The 17,087-nt window shown below is 40.7% G+C and carries 17 protein-coding genes; 3 read left to right on the forward strand and 14 right to left on the reverse strand.

Annotation, left to right across the window (positions count from 1 at the left end; translation table 11 throughout):
* Positions 1-79: 79 nt before the first annotated feature.
* Together NKT06_RS23565 and NKT06_RS23570 are read right to left on the reverse strand one after the other, a co-directional pair.
* Positions 80-415, reverse strand: coding sequence for a type II toxin-antitoxin system PemK/MazF family toxin (locus tag NKT06_RS23565; protein ID WP_017687002.1), 336 nt, complete (start codon positions 413-415; stop codon positions 80-82).
* A complete protein-coding gene (locus tag NKT06_RS23570; protein ID WP_017687001.1) occupies positions 412-714 on the reverse strand; it encodes an AbrB/MazE/SpoVT family DNA-binding domain-containing protein in 303 nt (100 codons plus the stop codon). Before NKT06_RS23570 ends, NKT06_RS23565 begins: the two co-directional genes overlap by 4 nt.
* Positions 715-1,111: 397 nt before the next feature.
* On the opposite strand from NKT06_RS23570, the gene NKT06_RS23575 reads away from it, so the two are divergent.
* Positions 1,112-1,717 carry a DedA family protein gene (locus NKT06_RS23575; RefSeq protein WP_253439811.1) on the forward strand — a complete coding sequence of 202 codons (606 nt, stop codon included), beginning with the start codon at positions 1,112-1,114 and terminating at the stop codon, positions 1,715-1,717.
* A gap of 199 nt (positions 1,718-1,916) precedes the next feature.
* On the opposite strand, the gene NKT06_RS23580 is transcribed toward NKT06_RS23575, so the two are convergent.
* The 7 genes from NKT06_RS23580 to NKT06_RS23610 all read right to left on the reverse strand — a co-directional run bounded on the left by NKT06_RS23580 (position 1,917) and on the right by NKT06_RS23610 (position 10,241).
* Positions 1,917-3,116, reverse strand: a complete 1,200-nt coding sequence (locus tag NKT06_RS23580; RefSeq protein WP_253442734.1) for an MFS transporter — start codon at positions 3,114-3,116, stop codon at positions 1,917-1,919.
* A 330-nt stretch (positions 3,117-3,446) separates the two neighbouring features.
* Positions 3,447-4,484 carry an ROK family protein gene (locus tag NKT06_RS23585; RefSeq protein ID WP_253439814.1) on the reverse strand — a complete coding sequence of 346 codons (1,038 nt, stop codon included), beginning with the start codon at positions 4,482-4,484 and terminating at the stop codon, positions 3,447-3,449.
* Positions 4,485-4,683: 199 nt separating this feature from the next.
* Complete coding sequence (locus tag NKT06_RS23590; RefSeq protein ID WP_253439817.1) at positions 4,684-4,953, reverse strand: hypothetical protein; 270 nt, start codon at positions 4,951-4,953, stop codon at positions 4,684-4,686.
* 166 nt (positions 4,954-5,119) lie between these two features.
* Positions 5,120-6,214 (reverse strand): TIR domain-containing protein, encoded by a 1,095-nt coding sequence (locus NKT06_RS23595; RefSeq protein WP_253439820.1) that lies wholly within the window; start codon positions 6,212-6,214, stop codon positions 5,120-5,122.
* A gap of 12 nt (positions 6,215-6,226) precedes the next feature.
* Positions 6,227-7,642: a hypothetical protein gene (locus NKT06_RS23600; protein ID WP_253439823.1), complete on the reverse strand. Its 1,416-nt coding sequence runs from the start codon at positions 7,640-7,642 to the stop codon at positions 6,227-6,229.
* A 62-nt stretch (positions 7,643-7,704) separates the two neighbouring features.
* Positions 7,705-8,313, reverse strand: coding sequence for a TIR domain-containing protein (locus NKT06_RS23605; RefSeq protein ID WP_253439825.1), 609 nt, complete (start codon positions 8,311-8,313; stop codon positions 7,705-7,707).
* A gap of 59 nt (positions 8,314-8,372) precedes the next feature.
* A complete protein-coding gene (locus NKT06_RS23610; protein ID WP_253439827.1) occupies positions 8,373-10,241 on the reverse strand; it encodes an SLOG domain-containing protein in 1,869 nt (622 codons plus the stop codon).
* Between the two features lie 1,054 nt (positions 10,242-11,295).
* On the opposite strand from NKT06_RS23610, the gene NKT06_RS23615 reads away from it, so the two are divergent.
* Both NKT06_RS23615 and NKT06_RS23620 read left to right on the forward strand, forming a co-directional pair.
* Complete coding sequence (locus NKT06_RS23615) at positions 11,296-11,907, forward strand: TetR/AcrR family transcriptional regulator (protein WP_253439830.1); 612 nt, start codon at positions 11,296-11,298, stop codon at positions 11,905-11,907.
* Positions 11,908-12,331: 424 nt separating this feature from the next.
* Positions 12,332-13,654 carry an amidohydrolase family protein gene (locus tag NKT06_RS23620; protein ID WP_253439833.1) on the forward strand — a complete coding sequence of 441 codons (1,323 nt, stop codon included), beginning with the start codon at positions 12,332-12,334 and terminating at the stop codon, positions 13,652-13,654.
* A gap of 26 nt (positions 13,655-13,680) precedes the next feature.
* Here NKT06_RS23620 and NKT06_RS23625 read toward each other — a convergent pair whose 3' ends face one another.
* The 5 genes from NKT06_RS23625 to NKT06_RS23645 all read right to left on the reverse strand — a co-directional run bounded on the left by NKT06_RS23625 (position 13,681) and on the right by NKT06_RS23645 (position 16,939).
* A complete protein-coding gene (locus NKT06_RS23625; protein WP_253439836.1) occupies positions 13,681-13,938 on the reverse strand; it encodes a type II toxin-antitoxin system HicB family antitoxin in 258 nt (85 codons plus the stop codon).
* 121 nt (positions 13,939-14,059) lie between these two features.
* On the reverse strand, positions 14,060-14,653 hold the full coding sequence (locus NKT06_RS23630) for a YdeI/OmpD-associated family protein (protein ID WP_253439839.1): 594 nt from the start codon (positions 14,651-14,653) through the stop codon (positions 14,060-14,062).
* A 225-nt stretch (positions 14,654-14,878) separates the two neighbouring features.
* Positions 14,879-15,355: an EVE domain-containing protein gene (locus NKT06_RS23635; RefSeq protein ID WP_253439842.1), complete on the reverse strand. Its 477-nt coding sequence runs from the start codon at positions 15,353-15,355 to the stop codon at positions 14,879-14,881.
* Entirely contained in the window at positions 15,352-15,918 is a 567-nt protein-coding gene (locus NKT06_RS23640; RefSeq protein WP_253439845.1) for a DinB family protein, read from the reverse strand. The genes NKT06_RS23635 and NKT06_RS23640 overlap by 4 nt, the downstream gene beginning before the upstream one ends.
* Positions 15,919-15,991: 73 nt before the next feature.
* On the reverse strand, positions 15,992-16,939 hold the full coding sequence (locus NKT06_RS23645) for a helix-turn-helix transcriptional regulator (RefSeq protein ID WP_253439848.1): 948 nt from the start codon (positions 16,937-16,939) through the stop codon (positions 15,992-15,994).
* Positions 16,940-17,087: the final 148 nt, after the last annotated feature.

A 17,087-nucleotide genomic window follows, 5' to 3' on the forward strand; every position in this document is an offset into this window, starting at 1 on the left:
CTATTTAGATATGAAAGAAAAAATCCACGTCTTTTAGTTAGACGTGGATTTAGGAATATGATCAGCTACTAATTTTCAATTATGCCAATATAGAACGGACATTGCGTAGAACTGATTTCATAAATTCAGAGGTTGGTTCGGCATGCCCCGCAATTTGGATACGTCGTTGCCGCACATCAAGACTCTTCAACTGATCCGTCAAAACAACACCTGAAAATGGCAGCTCTTCTGGTAGTGTAACTTCAAAAGGATAATCCTTGGCTTGGCTCGTTATGGGACATACAACGGCAAAACCCGTTATTTCATTGAATTCAAGTTCCGATAGAACAATAGCCGGTCGTCTCCCGGCTTGCTCGTGACCCGCTTGAGGATCAAAGTCAAGCCATATCAGATCGCCTCGCTTGGGAATAATCAAAGTAACTCGTTCCCTTCAGTGCCAAAGTCTATTTCTTCATGTCTTGTATCCTGTTTCACTTTAGAGAGCAGAGTCTTTAGATGGTTACGTAGTTCCTCATTGGACTCTACAGGCTTGGTTTTTGGACGCAACAACAATTCATTATCTTCTGTCACCAAAATCTCGATTTCCGAGCCTTCTTCCAGATTAAGACGCTTAAGCAATTGGTTAGGAATGCGAATTGCACTGCTATTTCCCCATTTGCTAAGTGTGGCTGTAGTCATGGCAATCCCACGCCTTTCGTTTGATTGATGCTCCAATTATACCTCACCTCCCTAAAGTTTGTATATCTATATGATATACATGAAACAATAAAAGGATACATTGTATTCAACCATAATATGGATCTGGTCGATAATCGAAGTTTTGGTCATGTTCTGATCTCCTTCTCTTTATGTACAGGATGGTGAAGAAGCTAGTGATAGTTTTAACACGCTATAATCGGAAGCGTTTTCATATGATTATATCATTGTCTGGTATCCACTTCTGTATTAAGTGTCAATGAATCCATGCCTTATGTACGGGTAAACATATTGCCACAGTGTGTCCTGAAATGGCCTTTCATGTGAACTTTGACAAGCTCTATTCGCTATTGTTACTCTTTGTACAGGAGTGTTTCTTTTATATATAAAAAAGATAGATTCATGGAGGGAAAGCATGACAGAATGGATCACGCAATTTATACTCTTTTTTAAAGATTTGTCATACACAGGTCTCGTTATTGCCTTGTCGTTTGAATTCGTACCTGCTGAACTTGTACTGCCCATGGCGGGATATTGGGTGTATCTTGGAGATATGAAGCTTTGGCTGGCGATTCTGGCGGGTACCGTAGGCGGAACGTTTGGACCTCTGACATTGTATGCCCTGGGACGATACGGCGGCAGGCCGATGGTCGAAAAATTCGGCAAGTATTTCTTGATTCGCCCCCACCATCTGGACGCTTCCGATAAGTTCTTCGAGAAATATGGCAGCGGGGTAGCTTTCATTGGACGTTTTGTACCCGGCATTCGGACCGTGATCTCCATCCCATGCGGTATGGCGAAGATGAATGTGTTTAAATTCAGTATCTTTACATTCTTGGCCATGCTTCCGATCACCTCATTGTACATTTACTTAGGATTTAAACTAGGCTCTCAATGGGAGCACGTGGACGAGATAGTTAAACCTTATATCGTTCCGGCAGCGGTTGTTTTCTTAGGTGCTTTTGGATTGTATGTGCTTTTGAAACGTTGGAAAAGAAGAACGGCTCAAAGCGAGTCATAGGCTTGCTGAGGGAATGCGGACTGTATAGTAGAGTAGCTTGTATATGATGAAAAACTTCTTTTACTCTACATGGCCTGTGGTTATGATTTGGTAAAATGCTATTGATAGATGATATACCGTACTAATCTACTCGTATATTCATATGCAAAGCCCCACCGATCATGGCGATCAATGGGGCTTTTATCTTTGCAATTGATTTCTAAATCAGTTCCTGCTTTTTTCTCAAATACACATACAACACTACACCAGATGCCGCACAGATCACCGCACATAATCCAATGAATCCATATCCCGCCTGAAGCCCGCGCAGCAGTCCCAACTGAGTCGTTGAACCGTATATATTCTTCACACCTTCAATGACCCAGCCAATCACATAGTTACCGATGACACTGCCGACCCCCATCAGGGTAACTGTGAACGTAATCGCCGTGTCACTGCCGTTTGGATATCTGCGTGCGATAAACGCCATAACGGTTGGATAGATCATCGCTATACCCGCACCCGAGATGGCAAAAAAGATGGCGAGACCCTCTCCTCCGGCAAGCGCAATAAACGTACAAATGGCCGAGAACGCAGAGAAGATTATCAGCGACAGTACAAATCCGATCCGGTCTGTTAGAGGACCCAGCAGCAAACGTCCAAGCGAGAACGTGAGGAAGAATGCTGACAGTAGCCCCGAAGCTTTCACGGTGTCCCACGTGTAGGCTTTCTCCAGAAAGTTAACGAGCCAACCCCCAACCGCCAGTTCCGATACCACGCCAAAAGAAAGAATGAGCACCATCAGCCAGATGGCTGGATCACGTGTTAACGTCCTGAGTGAAGTCCGATCTTCATGAGGAAGATCATCCCCCGGAAACTTGCTGCGCAGTGCCGCAATAATCGGCAGCAGACAGAGCGACAACATCACCAAATACATGCCGCGCCAGTCCAGTACGTGTCCGAACACGCTCAAGGACATCACACCTGTCGCCAGCAAAGGCGCCACCGTTGAACTCAACCCATAGAAAAAATGGGACAGGTTCATCATCGTACCTGTGTTTCTTACAAAAATCCTTGCACCCAGAATCGCCAGGGCAATCTCCAACATGCCGTTACCGATGTACATGAAGAAGTATGATGAAGCAAAGAGAGGATAGTTATGAGACATGTAAATGAACACACCCGATAAGATCATCGATGCAAACGATATGATGCTAACCGCCTTGATACCCCATTTGCGAACCAGAATAGCCGTGAAGGAGCAGGCGATTAGGTACCCCAGTGCATTCAGGGATAGTAACGTTCCGAGCTGCTTCTCATCCAGATTAAAGTCGAATTGAATGCGCGGAATAGCCGGCCCCTTAATATTTTCCGATATGCCAAATACGATAAATCCCAGAAAGATCGTTGCAAGTTGCATGGCGTACAGCTTGTTGAACTTTCGTTTGTTGCCTTGTGTACCTGCTTGCTGATTCAAAATAAGTTCCTCCATTGTGTCTATATAAGTTGAAACAAGGGTCATTAACTTGGACACTCCGATGACAGAATAACCTTCCAATCGCTGTTATCCCCAGATTTTTTTCATTCCCTTCTCCAAAGGGGAAATCCGGTGATAAAGGCGACCGCTTCGCTTTTTCAGGTTTTTTCTGTCCTCTCCGTTACCTGTTTAATGAAATAGTTCATTTTATATAAAAGGTCTACTACAACTTATCCGTTCTGATGAGAGATCATCCTTCTGATCAATATCCCTTTACCACTGCTTCTCAACCACCTGAATGCGGTAGGTCAGGCTCTCCAGCGTCACTGCGACCAGCCCAGTCACATATTCGCGCCGAGTGTCTCTTTGGATGATCAACTCCGGCATATGCTCCTGTGGGATCAGGTGATCCAGACAGCCTTGCGCCAGGCCATCCCGCATCGCCGGGTCCATCGTATCGCCTGTAACCACAATCGTAGCTGGGTTAATGATCGCGATGATGGATACCAGCGTCTGTACCACCAGTTCCTGCAAACCCTCTGTCGTTTTCAACATGCGCAATTGCTCTTCCCGTGACACTCCAAAAGGTAAGAAGGACACCTCGCCCCCAAATTGCGTATTCCCCGTCAGCGGACGACCATCAATGATAAAGCCTGCACCCGGAAAATGGTTCTCCGGAAACGTCACCACCGCGAAGTTCTTCTCTTCCTCAAATTGCTGCTGGTTGTAAAGTCCGTAAACTGTCAGGTTCATGTCGTTGCCAATGACTACTTCCACATCTTCATATTGTTCCTTAAGCCTTGGCCCAAGCGGATGATACATCAGCTCCGGTACATCGCAAATTCCAATCACGCCGTTGTGCGCCACCCCAGGTATGCCAATTCCGATGGCCTGCACATTGTGGTGTTGTTCGATCAGGTTTGCAATCAGTTCCTCTACCACCGTGACATTAATCTCATCCAAAATGAGTGTGTGTTCATCCGCCATCTCTCCGTTCAGATTGGCATATGTATGTGTGATCGAGTGAATGCCGCCCTCTGTTCGAATAATCAGACACAGTACGCTGGCGTAGTCCGCATTGAATTGATATCGACTCGCCGGTCTTCCCCCACTCGATTCGTCTGGACCCAGATCGATAATCTCACCAGTTTGGAGTAATTCATTAAGGATGGTTCCGCATGTCGCTACGCTGAGTTTGGTCAGGTTCGCAATGGAAGCCTTGGTGCCCACTCCCATGGAGCGTAGCGTATTCTTCACAAGTTCAACGTTGATGCGCTTCACCTGTTGAGTGTTGTGTGATGTTGGTAACATCGTTAGTTATATGCCTCCTTCCGTTCATTTCGAACCATTCAATGAAAGTTTTTAAAAGTATTTTAATAATTGAAGTGTAGGGGGATTTGTGGGGAAAGTCAATGCTTAATTGGAAGCGGGAATCGTTTGGATGGAAAGACAAAAAGACAGTTCAAGATCATCTTGTGTGATCCTGCACTGTCCTTTGGTTAAGGTGGTTTTATGTAGACTGGCCCATTTGATTTGCCAAGATGCTCTTCTCCAGTCGGACTTTAAATAACTTTCGGTTTAGATCCTGTTCCATGGCATGTAGGTGATATGCTGCTTGTTTCACGGTATCCATGTCTAGCACACCTGCCTGCTTCGCGATGATGTTCATAGCGTCTTGGATGAGTTTGTTACATGTAATGAGTTGGTTGACGTAATCGTCTTCCTGTTGGACTAGTTGTGCGTACTGCGAAGCAAGGTCCTTGCTGTTGGTACTTGTCATGTTAATCTCTCCTTTGTTTATTAAGGAAGAGGTTAACACATCTATAGAGTGGATGTGGTACGTGAAAGCGGATCAAATCCATAATATACCATATATATCATAATTCAAAAGATGGTAACATACCTGCCTAAATCAAGTTGAAACTTAAATTTCATCAATTAAGATTTCATCTCCAGTAATTATTAGAGTTTGCACTCAATATTTTATTTCTTTCCAAAATCATATTGTATTCATCTAAATTTTTCATGCAACCATTTATTAATTCTTCAAACTTCTTGTCTGAATAAACAATAAATTGCGGTATTGGAGGATTTTTGTGATAGCCTTCTCTTACAATATGTGAATATCTGTCTCCTAACAATTTTAAGATTAAACCACTCGGAATATTAGTTTTTTCAACCAATTCAAAGGAAAACTCCACTTTTTCAGAAGTTACCAAAAAATCTGTGATTTCTATAATAACTCCATCCAACGGGGCTACTTCATCGTTATAATATAGACCTATTACTAGTAAATCTTTTAAAGCATTATTCTCTTTGGCTCTAAAAAGCCTCTTAATAGCCGCCTTGCTCAATTCTGTCTTCAAAAAGGTGTGTTTATAAGACCCACCTAAAAGTTCATGCCATATTCTACCAAAACGCGGATGTTGGTTATTTGCGTGAAAGACAAAAAACGGACCTTCGGGTTTTTTTTGTATTTTTTTTTGAAATTGAGGCCTCTCCTCATCTTTTCTTGTATTTATTTTATTGATAATTGTTTCCACCAGTTGAACAGGGCTGTAATTTCTAGCTTCTAAATATCCAAATCTATCTGTTATCCCCTCAATTCTTGTCAGGTCTAAGCACACCGGCAATATATATTCGCCACCATCATTTTGTCGCTGTATAGCACTATTTCGCTCCAGATTACACCATGATTTCTTTATGTACATTTCCGAGATAAACATCACACAAAAAGCGGCACCTTTACCAAACAAATAATCGAGGTACTGGTGTAGGTCTTTCCCCCATAAAGTAGCTTCTTCAAATTTATCATAGAACACTTTAATACCTGTTGATTCCAATTCCTTTGCAATAATTTCAACGTAGCCCCTATCTTCTCCAGCAAAGGATAGTGCAACATCATATTCATATTGCGCAATATCTCTTTCATTATCCAAAGCTTGTTCCTCCTTATAAACATTCATTTTAGCTACGGAAACTACGTTCCCATTGATCTTTCCACCATTAATAACTATTCCATTATTATAAATAGAAGTCATTTATTTCTCCTTTTAAATTGAACTTTTTTGAAGAACATTTTTTGCTTGATTTATAATTTTGTTTGTTTGACTTCCTACTGACACTACATCTCCGTGAATCTCTCCACCATTTATCGTGATTCCTTGATTGACGATCGATTCTTTACGTTGAACAAATTCAGAAATGTCCACTCCCTGTTCTTCTAAATAATCAATAACACTATCTGTAAAACAACGTTCAATTTGTTTTCTATACATATCTAAATCCGACTTTTGAAAGAAATTCTGTAACCTATCGCTTGCCGCCATTTCTCTTATGCTTTCTGAAGCCCCATAATCAAACTTTTGATTCTCATCTACTTGCTTGATTAAAGCCTTCTTATCTTTAACTCCAGCAAAGAATGCCATTCCACTTTTATAAGCACGAATAGGAGATAGAGGTAAGAGTACAATAGCTGGTAATATTGAAGAAAACCCCATTTTCAAAATACTTCCTAATTTAATTGGAGAATTAAGTTCATCAATCAAATAGAACTCAGATTTCAGTGGTGGTAACGCATAATAGTTTGCCTCTACGAATAAATGTTTATCGTTTTTACTCACTCTAAAAAAAGAAGAAAAAATAACATTTCCTTGCCATCCAACAACTTGTACTGTTTGAAAATATCGTACATTCTCCTCTTGCTTTTCTTTGTACTCATTAAGTAATGAATCCGGCACAACCGAAATTGGAGTAAGGTGTACGTCTGGAAGGAAACGAATGTCCCCCCGTACTTCACTTCCCTTAACATAAAGCATATCTTTAACAGTTAATTTTGGAATTTGTAAGGATTTCATATTTCCATCAACATATTCGTACAAATCACATAAAGAAATAATATCTTCTTGAGTCTGTGCTTCTCCTTTTTTCTCAATACTACATACAAATGACCAACCATCAACACGAATTCCCGAGCCTACAAATGGATTGTAGCCACTGTAATATACAACATTGCCATCCTGTAGTTTTTCCAACTCATTAATTCGCTTTTCATACTGCAATTCTATTAGTGATTTATTGGAATCTGAATTTTGTATTTTTTTTAAATCTTTCGTAACAATTTGGTAACCTATGTACAAATTAGACCATCTTAGAAGGATTGCCATTAACCAAGGGTATGTAAACAAAGATAATACAAACTGAAATATTCCAAATAAAACACCAAAAGAATTAAGTGAAGAAATTAGTGACCAAATCAACAGGACAGATAACGCAGCTTCAACGATAAAATCTCGTATCTGTCCTTTTAAACAATGCCTAGCAACGAGAGGAACATCAACACCATATGAGGGAGCAACGAATCGTACGCTACTATCGATAATTTGTTTGAATACTTTAGTGCGGAATCTCGGACTAATTTCTGCTGCTGCACAAAGATACCTTGTAATATCATATCTCAACTGGTTCATCCATATCTTTCCTTTCAAATGAAGCTTGATTTCACTGCTAAAAAAATTAGAATTATCAAATTCTACCTTGATTTATTAATCTTATAATGGTTAAGTTTTTTGCTTTTATCATAAGCGTTCTCAATATATCGGTTAGGATTCTTAAGGAAGGCCTCTTCATCTACCAATGAAAGGTATGACCCCTGAAGTGAATCTACTGTTTTACACATTTCACAGAAATACTCTTTCGGCTCCTGATTTAAACGATTGTTAATGATAATGTTGTACAGATAACTGTTATTTGTTTGTGTTGAAGTATGTCCATCCTGATTAGTTATAGACGTCCTTAACCACTCATATCCTCCGTTGTATTTCATAACAATTCCCAGAACACCATTGGTACCAGAAGTTTTATCTCCTCGCTTAATTTGCTCTAGTGAATATTCGATTTCCCAGTCAATCCAATTGCTCTTTCTTATATTTGGAGAAATAACAACAATAGTTACTGAAGTCGAGTAGATCATATCCTTTAACTTTTCTTTAATATATTCGGTAGTTCGATCCGACATATCTGGAGATTCACTTGTTTCTCCTTGATAATATCTTGCATCATCTTTTAAAGCCCCCACAATACGATCTCTAAGTTCTTTAGCCTCAGAATATTTATACGAGATAAATGTTTTATATGCCACGTTTTTTCCCCTTTGTTGAATATTACGATATTCCAGTTTAGTTTAAATATTAGATTAGATTAGAAACCCAAAGTTTGCAGAATTTCATCTGCTAAAGATCTGTAATCTAAACTTGTTAATAATTTGTGATTCTGTTCCTTAGTTAACGTATTAATAGATTTACCACCACTTTCAATCATTTCTTGTGCTAATTCTGAAGAACGTCCTCCCACAGATCCAATAATAAAGGCTGGAATGCCTTTATGTTTAGCCAGTTCCAACTCCTCATCAATGCCTGGCTTTATATCAACATGTTGCTTTCCTCCAAGCAAAACTATACCAGCTACTTCTTCGTCTGAGATCATCGCCTTGCGCATAGAGGTCAAACTCTCTGCTCGATTATCTTTAATATTATCTGTTGCATATATAGTTGCCTTGTTAGTCAATTCGTTTATCGTTGCTTGAGTAACAAAGTATTTTGAAATATACATATGAACAGCATTTATGTAATCATCTGGACGTTGTCTTCTAGCTAAATCAAGAATCAAATGTTGAAAAGTTGGGTGACTTCCAAAAATAACAATTCCTCCTTTATCCAATACTGCTTTTGAAAAAGAGAAAACAGCATCTGTCAATTGTTGCTGAAACTCTGGTTCATAATCTGGGAAAGCACCAGATATAATTATTCCTTTTTTCGGAGTCTTATTTTTATCAGAAGATAAATATTTTTGAAGTGAGGTTACATATTCATCCACTGAATCTATACAAATAGGTTGTGTGGGAGGAACTGTACTCAAAGATGCACTTGGACCTAACAAAAGCCCTGAATCAAAGTGATAACCCAAATCCGGATGAAGTAGGAAACCAAGATCCGAAATTAATGGTTCGAAACTGTTTCTATCCTCATCTTTAGGATTTCTCCCGAAAAGTTGAAAAACATGACTCAAGGGGCGTTGATAATAATTTAATCCTTTAATAACTCTAGGAATTTCAACACGATAAATCATATTTTTTTTGTTGATAGGGATCAAATTTATTTGTTTAGAACTTGCAAGTTGTTGAATTCTATTAAAATGATCAATAACAGTCATAGCATTCGTTCTGCTTAATTGGAACGCCTTGTGAATTATATCGTCAATTAAATTCGATGATTCTAAATCGTTTATTTCTGAATTTTCAATTTTATAGTGAGGGCTCCCCCCAGGAATCACTTTAAGCTCCACTCTATTCTCAGCAGCACCTACTTTAACCCAAATTATAGGGAGATTTAACCCCAGAGCAATTTGAAGTTCTTTTTCTACCCAAATTGATTCACCACATAGAGGCGTATCAATAAATATAACAGCATCACTTTTATACAGACTCTTCTCTATCTCCTCTTGTGCATTTTGTCCCACTTTTATACTAATTAAATCCCTAAAAGTCTCTACTTCATTGACACGTTTTCTAAATTCATTGTAGAATTCCGCGGCAATTTCTTCACCATCTGCCCGACGATGACTTATAAATAGATCCATTCGCTCGACTGACATTGTTGGCTGAACTTTTGACATAATCAACCGAGTTAGAGAAAAAGCTACTGTATCTCTATTCTTTTCTGTTAGCCTTCTTTGTCGAAGTTGATCAACAACATCAAAACTCTGAATATGTCCAATCATATCGGCAGGACTGCGTGTTTGTTGATACAAGGATACTGGAATAATAGTACAATTCGTTTCTAATGCTTGCCTTAAAACGTACAAGACATTCTGTGAATAATCTTCAGTTTGTTTATTGAAAATAATAAGTACTTCATCAGATTGAATTGAAACTGAATGTAGATGCATCGCAGTTTTGAGACCTCTGACATCTGTGTGCTCCTCTAATTCAGTGCGTAGCACGTGGTAAAATGATTCAGCGACAGTATCGTTGCCAATTGTAAGATTAGGATGTATTAGAATAACACTCATACTACTGTTCACTCCATTCCCTAGATTAATGTTGTAGATATGTTTTTTGGTATTAAATCATTCATAAACTCCTAGAAATTCATCTCGTTTTCTATTAATTTCATTGAGTTCCAATTCACTTTCATATTTTTTGTTTTTTCCATCTGTTAAATCATATATAGAAGCTAACTCTTAATACAAAAATTCATTCATAACCTACATAGAAAAAGCAATAAATTCATTGAATAAGACCTATTGATCATCAAATAAGAAAGCTATTATACCCATTAATATAGGCCTAATTACTTATTCATTATATCTCATCTCATTTGTCGAATGCTGTTGGTTCATGTCTTTTTTATTATTCAGATAATTAGTTTCGAAATAGCATAATACGTAAGATTGAACACCCGAAATTAACGCAACTATTTTATTCTAGATCTTCTCAATCTTCTCCAATTCCCAGATACTTTTAGAGAGTATTGGTTTCTTACATAAATAAGATGCGTCTTCAGAGGTACATCTTTTTTTGTTATTCTTGTCTAATTTACACATTGAAGTCCAATAACAATTTTTAAATCATCCTCGCGGCTTCCGATAGATCCTATGCTCCCCACCCGATCCATATTATTCGTTTACCGGTTCACGATCTTCTCCTTAACGAACATTTATCTCTTCCTGTATGTTAGCGGTGCATCAATAAAGCTTGCTTCTATTGCCTCCCCACTCCCTCCTTGTGCACCCACATTACTCAATTTCAGCGTATTCGCCATCATCACCGCCATCTCGGATAGACAATGGTTCGAATGGACTTTAAAGGTATTGTCTTCGTAACACACTTCAAAACCACCAGCAGAACCGGCTGCTGTACCAAATTTCTCTTTACTCGCTTACCATTAATATCCTTCACTTTATAAGACATTTTGTTAGTTTACCTATATAACAGCTCTGCAACCGTCTCCTGATCGAACTCCTAATCCTACTACCTATCTTTCTCCCCTCCCCATTGACAAACCCAAAAAATAAGAATAACCTAATAACGAACTAACCATTCACTATTAAGGAGTCGTTCCCAATGGCGCAAGCCAAGAAAGACGAAGTCAGGAAAGAGATTGAATACGCGGCGCTCAAGGTCTTTTTTGAAAAAGGCTATGTGGATGCCAAGATGAGCGATATCGCGGATGAGATCAATATTTCCGTGGGCAATATCTATACTTATTTTAAGAATAAGAAAGAACTATTCTACGCTGTCGTCCCGCCGGATCTGGTGGATTATTTAAAGAATGTGTTGGTGGAGACAATCCACTTTGATAACCAGACCTTGTTCGAGGAAACGGATAGCGAGCGAAAGTCGGCGCTGTTGCAGGAGCAGGTGGACGTATTACGGAAATACCGGAATCAGATTGTAATCATCTTTGAAAAGAATAAAGGTACTATTTACACCAACGCCAAAAATGAACTTGTTGAGCTGATGATCGAAACTAAGAAGGCCTATCTGAAGAACCAATATAAACGATATGAGATTGGCACTGAGGAGAACCTGATCTTGCTAAACATTCTCGCGCACAACGTGATTGATATGAACCTGGATCTATTGAAGCGGGATATGAGCGAGGACAGCCGGAAGCAAATATTCGAAGCGTTGTATGTATACAGACTGTACGGTATGAAGAGTCTCAACGAATAACGCTCCATCTCATCACTTATGCCGGATAGACAAAGCGTGCAGATCAGATCAACTTCACTTGGTTTGCACGCAAAAAAACATCTAACATTAAGTCGCTCTATTTTTTTGACCCAAAAACGAATTAACAATTCATTTTTAAGTTGGATATTTACCATTTACCAAACTATTTAAGTTGAACCTACATTTACACGATAACGGAGAGGACAGAAATAACCAGAGGAAGCGAAGCGTTCGCCTAAAAGCTTTCTGAAAGAAGGCTACATCGGAAGCATACGCTATCACCGGATTTCCCCCTAATAAGAGGGTATCAAAAAAATCTGTGGATAACAGCGATTCGGAGGTTGTTCTGTCATCGGAGTGATAAGTGTATATACCCATCATTCAACTTATATAGCTTCACCCACACTCTAAGGAGGAACACAACATGAACACCGCTTACGCATTAAAAAACGTCAATCTGATCCACGGCGACTCAAGCCGCAATCTGCAAAAAAACATGACCCTTCTCGTCAATGAACAAGGTCTTATTCAGGATATCGGCCGAGATCATGAACTCAATATCCCAAGTCACTACACAACAATCGACCTCTCAGGAAAATACGTAATGCCAGGACTGATCAACGCCCACGTGCATCTCTTTGCAGATGGTAAACCATTCAGTCTTTCGGTCAGTGAAGGTTTGTTGCAGTTTGCCTATGATCGGATATTGAACACGAAGTTCGGCAGAAACGTTTTGAAAAAACGAATGAAACGTAACGCGCTGACCGCACTTCATGCGGGTGTGACCACGATGCGCAGTGTGGGGGAATTCTTTTACACCGACGTCCAGCTGCGGGATGAGATTAATAACGGCGACTTTGTCGGCCCTAATCTGCTTGTCTCCGGGTTTTTCCTAAGTGTAACGGGCGGACATGGTGCTCCATTTCTCGCTCTGGTGGGCGACTCTCCGTGGGAAGCACGAAAGAATGTACGGATCAATGTGAAACACGGCGTGGATCTGATCAAAATCTGTGTGACGGGAGGCGTGACGGATGCGAAAATGGTTGGCGAAGCTGGTCGTTTACAGATGACAGTGGGGGAAGTTGCGGCGATCTGTGATGAAGCGCATAAGATTGGTTTGCGGGTGGCAGCGCATGTGGAGAGCACGGAAGGTGTGCGCGTTGCGTTACAAGGTGGCGTTGATACGATTGAGCATGGTTCGGAGATGGACGACGAAATCATTCATTTGTACAAAAATAATCCCAATGCCCTGCATGGCTACACCGCACTCATCCCCACCCTGCAAGCCGCCTATCCCTCCGCTTCACTGGATACCAGCGTAACGAAGGTAAGTGCAACGGTAAAAGAGAATTCCAGACTGGTCTATGATTCCATGCTCAAGGGCGTCAAGCAAGCAATCGAAAACGACATCACCATCGGGATCGGCACCGACGCCGCCATGCCTTACGTGACTCACTATGATATGTGGAGAGAGATGGACCACTACATGAGACAGGCCAACCTGAACAACAAACAGGTCATTGACATGGTGACTCGAACTAATGCGAAGATCCTCGGTGTTGACGATGTTACAGGGACGGTGGATATCGGGAAACATGCTGATCTGATTGTCATGGAGCAAAATCCGCTGGAACATATTGAGGCCTTGTCGGATATCTCTATGGTCATGGTCAAAGGAAATCTAATTCAAACACCATCTGTCACAAGAATCAAAGAAGTCGACGATGTTCTAATCTCAGTTTGGTGAATTCAGATATATAAACATAGAGTCGATCAGTAATACGTAATATTGGCTTCAATTAAATACGCTTTTTCTTTAGAGTTCAATAATTCAGGCATTATGCTTTGAGGAGGCTGAATATCTTCAACAGGTTCTCCATCCAAAAATAATTCTAGTGCTTCTTTCGCCATCACCAATGCTTCTTCAACTGAATCGCCACAGGTGATACATCCAGGCAGATCAGGAAATGTAACATTAATTCCATCCTCAGCAAAATTAAAAATTGCGTAGTATTGGTAAGTTCGATTCATATGGGACACTCTCCTGTTATCTATACTTTTAGCAAAAACGGCAAAAAGCCTTTCGGATTATATCTGAAAGGCTTTCAACTCGTTTTTACTCTTAATTTCCCTCAAATATATTGTTATTAGATCAATCATTCAACCCTTTACCTTCCAGGATCGGCTGCATGTACTTCTCGATTCGTGACACTTTTGTTTTGGATTGCTTTGGTTGTGAGAAATAATAGAGATATGCCCGTTGCCGTCCGGGTGTCAGTGCTTCAAATGCATCTCGGAAAGCAGGATTCTCATCGAACTGCTGCTGAAGTTCCTCGGGAACGCTATATTCGGCAGTCTTTTTCATCTCCACTTGCAATCCGGCTTGTTCCACTTCAATCGCTTGCTGAATATAGGCTTTGATCATAGCCTCCTGCTCCACAATCTGCTCCAGACTGGTGAAGCGAAGCTGGCGCTCTGCCTGTACATTTTCTGTTTGCTGCACCAAAATGCCATACGTATCCTTAAGCAGAGCACCTTTGAAAAACAGAATGGCCACGTATTCTTTGAATCCATGAATTAGAACAATGTTTTTCCCATCGAGCATGTAACAAGGATGCATCCATTTCATATCCTCTGTCAGGTCAAAATCTCGAATAATCTCTCTCAGCTTCGCGGACTCTTCCTTCCACGTTTTAAGTTTCTTTAGATAGCCGTCAACTTTGCGATTTCCACTTGTTTCTGTCATGGAGAAGTACCTCTCTTTATCTCATGTTCTTATAGGTTCAATTGTACTGGTTTTCAGTGGATTGTACAGCGTTGCTTACAGAGCTTTTATTGACTTTTCCACTTGAATTTAAACCTTAATAGCAACAAAGACCAGCGTCTTCGGAAATGTAATATCCACGGTGGAGGGTATGATTATCCATAAAGCCAAAAGGTCCATAGAGAATCTATGGGCCTTTTCGTTTGGTTAACATGTCTGGTTTAAACTATTATCCATTAGTAACTGCGTCTCATCTTCCAACATCGCAGAAGCTATCATCATAAAGTCTTCAGCCCCAATCTCAAAATGACCTTTACGAAATGGAAACCCCCAATTGCGATTCCCGCGCGTAAAACTGAGTTGGTCTAACAACGTTGCGATCTTTACTTCTCGACATGGAAGATAACGGAGATCTCGGCGAAAGGGTACAAATGATTCCGACATCTGATATTGGTAAACCCTGTCGTCGATAATCTGACCAATAGCGGTAAACGCCTGAAGTGGCTTCCCTGTTGATATCTCTGTACGTGGAGAATAGTATATCATCCAATCACCCGGGGACATCTGGCACAACAGTGCGGACTTGCCATGGCACAACTGCGCAAACCCTCCCTCTACGGCTACATTCACATGAGAAGCTGATACAACACCAATCCAATATCTACTGGCCTGATTTGGTTTCATAGATACATCCCATCCCCTTCTCTCGTATACATCTCCAGATTCGATATCAATCGATCTAATTGTAAAAAATGATGTCTGTAGTGCATCTCTATCAACAAAAACCACTCCTGTGCGTTTAGAGCGCCAAGCCTTGGATGACGTATTTTGTTGTTTACCAATGCTTGGTGTAAAAGGGGTTCTGTACTCCTCATCCGCTCCACGACCATGTGAAGACCATCGATCAACGAATCCTTGCTCTCGGGTGGTTGCGGGGTATACTGCGGGGATGCAGGTACTTTAACAGGCACGGGAGGGAATTGTCCTAATTCAAATACTTGCCTACCCAGTTCTGTTTTTTCCTCCCCCGAGTTTAACGTCGAATCCTCACTGCTCAAACACTGCTCAATATTATGCAGTTGCAAGAAAAGCGCTGATTGAATCAAATGTACATACATCTGTCCAATGGACCATTCCTCCTCACTCTGTTTTCTATGTAAGCTATCCATATCCAATTTTCTTAGTTCTGCCAAATATCTCTCTACACTCGTTTCCAATGATTCCAATACTTCCGTTGTACTTCTCATCCTTCAACCAACTCCAATTCCTCTTGATCTGTGATATATCCAAGTATAAAAAAACACTACTGACAGGTGTATGTCAGTAGTGTTTTAAGATGTTTTTGGCGACTTCCTTCATTCGAAAGCGTAAAGCCTCCGGCTCCAAAACCTCGATATCCCCACCCCAGCCAAGCAAATAATGCAATATTTCCTCCGGATAGCGGACACGAAAATGAAAAATCACACCTTTCTGTTGCTCCTCAAATTCATCCATATAGAAATGAAGGGCTTCCATAATTTTGTCAGCAATCTCAGGTTTAGCCCGAATTAATACCTGTTCGTTACGGTTGTCAGGAGGTCGATAACTGTTCAGATCAAAATCCGGCGGTAAAGTGAAGTGATCCTCAAGCTCTGAGAGTTCAGTCATGCGTGACAAACGAAAATGACGAATGTCTTGCCTTAGATCACAACGTGCAATTAATACCCAATTCTCTTGAACAAGTGAGAGTCCATAGGGTGAAACCTCACGCATGTTATACCGATTGCCATCCGATCCCGCCATTTTCTTCAGGTACATAAAGCTGATCTTACGTTTCTCCAGAATGGCACTACGTATCTGGTTAAGGTATGTTTTCACCCGCGCTCGGGTTAAAGGCTCAACCGTATGAAGCAGTCGCATCGTTTCTCGAACACGCCTGGATTCATTACGAACGGATTCTGGTAAAATCGCTTCAATTTTCCGCTGAGCCGACTTAGCCTCCATCGCGTATTCTGTATCCAACCTCTGTTCGATAAAATCAGCTCCCATGAGCAGGGACACGGCTTCTTCTGCGGTGAAGCTTACCGGGGGCAGAAAATATCCTTCCATGAGGGAATACCCATGACCCGGCGCTCCCAAAATCGGAACACCAGCCTCACTTAATGCCTGAATATCTCGATATATTGTACGTACACTTGTCTCCAATTGAGCCGCTAAATCTTCTGCTCTTAACATCTTTCTTCGCTGCAATTCAAGCGTAATCGCAAGCTGCCGCTCCGTTTTGTTCATTTTCTAGCCCCCACCGTTTCATCATCCTAACCTAACTCATTCTATCACAGTAACTTGCCCTTTCATCTCGTGAATTACAGCAATGGACCTTCTTACATGCCACCCCCGAAGATGAGCAAGTCTTAATCTCAAAAAAACTGATACCCTA

The sequence above is a fragment of the Paenibacillus sp. 1781tsa1 genome, from assembly GCF_024159265.1.
Lineage (GTDB): Bacteria > Bacillota > Bacilli > Paenibacillales > Paenibacillaceae > Paenibacillus.

What these genes read in the sequence shown, in the direction of transcription:
- NKT06_RS23610 (WP_253439827.1), bottom strand. Translation starts at nt 10,241, where the DNA reads ATGAGTGTTATTCTAATACATCCTAATCTTACAATTGGCAACGATACT.
- NKT06_RS23585 (WP_253439814.1), bottom strand. Translation starts at nt 4,484, where the DNA reads ATGTTACCAACATCACACAACACTCAACAGGTGAAGCGCATCAACGTT.
- NKT06_RS23640 (WP_253439845.1), bottom strand. Translation starts at nt 15,918, where the DNA reads ATGAGAAGTACAACGGAAGTATTGGAATCATTGGAAACGAGTGTAGAG.
- NKT06_RS23590 (WP_253439817.1), bottom strand. Translation starts at nt 4,953, where the DNA reads ATGACAAGTACCAACAGCAAGGACCTTGCTTCGCAGTACGCACAACTA.
- NKT06_RS23620 (WP_253439833.1), top strand. Translation starts at nt 12,332, where the DNA reads ATGAACACCGCTTACGCATTAAAAAACGTCAATCTGATCCACGGCGAC.
- NKT06_RS23600 (WP_253439823.1), bottom strand. Translation starts at nt 7,642, where the DNA reads ATGAACCAGTTGAGATATGATATTACAAGGTATCTTTGTGCAGCAGCA.
- NKT06_RS23645 (WP_253439848.1), bottom strand. Translation starts at nt 16,939, where the DNA reads ATGAACAAAACGGAGCGGCAGCTTGCGATTACGCTTGAATTGCAGCGA.
- NKT06_RS23615 (WP_253439830.1), top strand. Translation starts at nt 11,296, where the DNA reads ATGGCGCAAGCCAAGAAAGACGAAGTCAGGAAAGAGATTGAATACGCG.
- NKT06_RS23580 (WP_253442734.1), bottom strand. Translation starts at nt 3,116, where the DNA reads ATGCAACTTGCAACGATCTTTCTGGGATTTATCGTATTTGGCATATCG.
- NKT06_RS23635 (WP_253439842.1), bottom strand. Translation starts at nt 15,355, where the DNA reads ATGAAACCAAATCAGGCCAGTAGATATTGGATTGGTGTTGTATCAGCT.
- NKT06_RS23575 (WP_253439811.1), top strand. Translation starts at nt 1,112, where the DNA reads ATGACAGAATGGATCACGCAATTTATACTCTTTTTTAAAGATTTGTCA.
- NKT06_RS23625 (WP_253439836.1), bottom strand. Translation starts at nt 13,938, where the DNA reads ATGAATCGAACTTACCAATACTACGCAATTTTTAATTTTGCTGAGGAT.
- NKT06_RS23630 (WP_253439839.1), bottom strand. Translation starts at nt 14,653, where the DNA reads ATGACAGAAACAAGTGGAAATCGCAAAGTTGACGGCTATCTAAAGAAA.
- NKT06_RS23595 (WP_253439820.1), bottom strand. Translation starts at nt 6,214, where the DNA reads ATGACTTCTATTTATAATAATGGAATAGTTATTAATGGTGGAAAGATC.